Consider the following 2,357-nt stretch of genomic DNA (forward strand, 5'->3'; position numbering starts at 1 on the left):
GAAGCCAAGGAGACTGGTCTATTTCTGCAGATGGAAAAACAAGAACATTGGTTGCTAAAAACCCAGATGGAACTGTAGCATGGACCCGAGTTACACAAATTCTTACGCTAAATGATACAACATTTACTTATAGAGTGGTTCCTAATGCAGCTAATCCAAACGTATATTACGATATCGTTCATACTAAGGTCAACCATATGGAACCTTAGAGTCTATTTAAGTTTTATTTCAAGTATTTCTATACCCATGATTGACTATCAATTACTTCTATTTTTAATATATACTTTGAACTAGTCTAATACGCCCTACTTAAAAAATTAAATTAAGAAATTTAAATAGGCTATTAATTATAAATAATTTAAATTATAAAAATGAAAAAAACACTTAGAATGATGACTGTTGCTTTTACAGCTTCAATTTTACTAACATCTTGTTATTCCTATACAAGTGTTGTCGGAAAAGGTGCTCTAGGCACTCAAAAGGTTAAAAAATGGAATCATTATTTCATTGAGGGTTTAGCTCCTGGAAATATTTCTAATTCTAGAGCAATGGCTGGTACTACAGAAAATTACACTGTTGAAACCAAACAAACTTTTGTCAATGGATTAATTGCTGCAGTAACATTCGGCATATATACTCCGACGGTAACAACTGTTACAAAATAAAATTATTTGGTCGTTATTAAACCCTCATTTACAAACTGATTATAACGTCCTGTCCTTAAAAAACGATACCGGATTAAACAAATAAAAACATATTATCAAACAGTAGAGATTTTCAGATCTCTACTGTTTTTTCTTTTATAGGTTCTAAGTATCATAACTTTCTGTTAATACATCTTGAGGTATTAAATAATAATGTTAATAATGTTACCTGAGAGAGCAAGATTCAGTAAACAAAAGATATCTATTATAGTTTTGCATCTACATTTCCGATTTTCTTTCTGAATAATTTTTTCCACTTAGTTAGAGTTATTCCTGCTGAGCTTGAAATGAATTACAGTCTCAGAACTCGTCAGTCCATTTTTATTCTGGTAGTCTAACATATACATTATAGAATCTTCATCATACGCCTTAACTTACTGATTTACAATCGATATTTTACTAGCATCTATATCAAATCTTATAGAGTTCAGCGTCAAGACATCTAATAATGAAATATCTTCTTTATCCAATATATGGAAGCACTCTTCTTTTTTATGCGGATATTTCATTTCAATGATATCAGCAAAATTTTTTTTATAATCTGGAATATTTTTTTCCATATTTTATATTTACTTATCTATTTTGAAAGAGTTGACTTGGGAATTAGTTACTCATTAATTATCTGATGTCTGTTTTTCTATCTGTCTCTGACTGTTTACCAAAAGCCCAAGGATAAAATCTATCAGTTCTTTTGCATAACTACTTTTTATAAACAAAGGAGTTATAGTTTTATTTTTCATATATAAATAAAAGAGAATACCACTGAATAAGCTGCTAAGCAGTAAAAGATTCATTGAAATCCTACCTTTAATATAGTTTGCAAACAATATTGATAATCGTTTTCTAGTTTTTATAACCTTAAAAAAGATATAACAACCTTTCATATAGAAATTCTAATTTCCTATGAAACCTACAAGTACCACATTAAGTTGAATATTCCAATTATGAATATATTCTATAACACAGTGAAGAGATTTTCAATACTCTATTTAAAATATCAATACTTTAAATAATACGAATTCCTAAAAATGATGTAGCTATATTATAATTAATTACCATTCCTGAAAGTAAAGAGATATGAATTCTTTTTACCAAAATTCCAAAATGTGACTTATATAGCATGTAAACTATTTCTTTACTTTCAATCTCTAGGTTAAGTGATACTCCATAAAACTCTTCAATTTCTGTAGCCAGCAAGTCCGAAAGGTCTTTCTGGAAGCGCAAGGGCGCATCTTTTTTTATTGATAATTGTATACTCAATGTTATTATTAAAGTCGAATTAGTCTATATTTAAATAGTTAATATACAATATATTTCCTTTCGATATTTTAAAAATAGAATGCGAGATAAGTATATAATATTCTGCTTCGAATTATTGTCAAATGACTAATGTTGTACACCCGTAATACTTCTGGATCAAAACAGCACCCTGATGATGCTCATGAAGTAATGAAATGGGCTAATAAGTTCAGTACACAGTTAGAAGGTATTTTTAACAAGTGGGCGAAATTGGAGATCAATGACCATGAAGCACAGCTATCCAAAAAGTTTTTCATACTTAGAGCCTGTTTAAAAATTGTTAATAAAAAAAGAGTAAGGGCTAAAAGTTTGATAAAAATTGTCATTTTAGAGTTGCAAAACAAAAAACGTCAA

General features: G+C 28.9%; 5 protein-coding genes and 1 pseudogene. 3 read left to right on the plus strand and 3 right to left on the minus strand.

The genetic code is table 11. The annotated features are described in order from the left end of the window. On the plus strand, positions 1–209 hold a 209-nt coding region (locus BUB80_RS23075), incomplete at its 5' end, for a DUF4822 domain-containing protein (RefSeq protein ID WP_139262908.1). A 162-nt stretch (positions 210–371) separates the two neighbouring features. Further along, entirely contained in the window at positions 372–665 is a 294-nt protein-coding gene (locus tag BUB80_RS23080) for a Bor family protein (protein ID WP_073298075.1), read from the plus strand. A 413-nt stretch (positions 666–1,078) separates the two neighbouring features. Here BUB80_RS23080 and BUB80_RS23305 read toward each other — a convergent pair whose 3' ends face one another. The 3 genes from BUB80_RS23305 to BUB80_RS23095 form a co-directional block, all read right to left on the minus strand. Continuing rightward, positions 1,079–1,264 (minus strand): hypothetical protein, encoded by a 186-nt coding sequence (locus BUB80_RS23305; protein ID WP_083547386.1) that lies wholly within the window; start codon positions 1,262–1,264, stop codon positions 1,079–1,081. A gap of 54 nt (positions 1,265–1,318) precedes the next feature. Then, a complete protein-coding gene (locus BUB80_RS24030; protein WP_262484457.1) occupies positions 1,319–1,444 on the minus strand; it encodes a hypothetical protein in 126 nt (41 codons plus the stop codon). 265 nt (positions 1,445–1,709) lie between these two features. Then, on the minus strand, positions 1,710–1,928 hold the full coding sequence (locus BUB80_RS23095; protein ID WP_139262911.1) for a hypothetical protein: 219 nt from the start codon (positions 1,926–1,928) through the stop codon (positions 1,710–1,712). Between the two features lie 165 nt (positions 1,929–2,093). On the opposite strand from BUB80_RS23095, the pseudogene BUB80_RS23975 reads away from it, so the two are divergent. Continuing rightward, positions 2,094–2,357 (plus strand): annotated as a pseudogene (locus BUB80_RS23975) (hypothetical protein); the annotation flags it as partial.

The organism is Chryseobacterium polytrichastri (assembly GCF_900142445.1).
Taxonomy (GTDB): domain Bacteria; phylum Bacteroidota; class Bacteroidia; order Flavobacteriales; family Weeksellaceae; genus Chryseobacterium; species Chryseobacterium polytrichastri.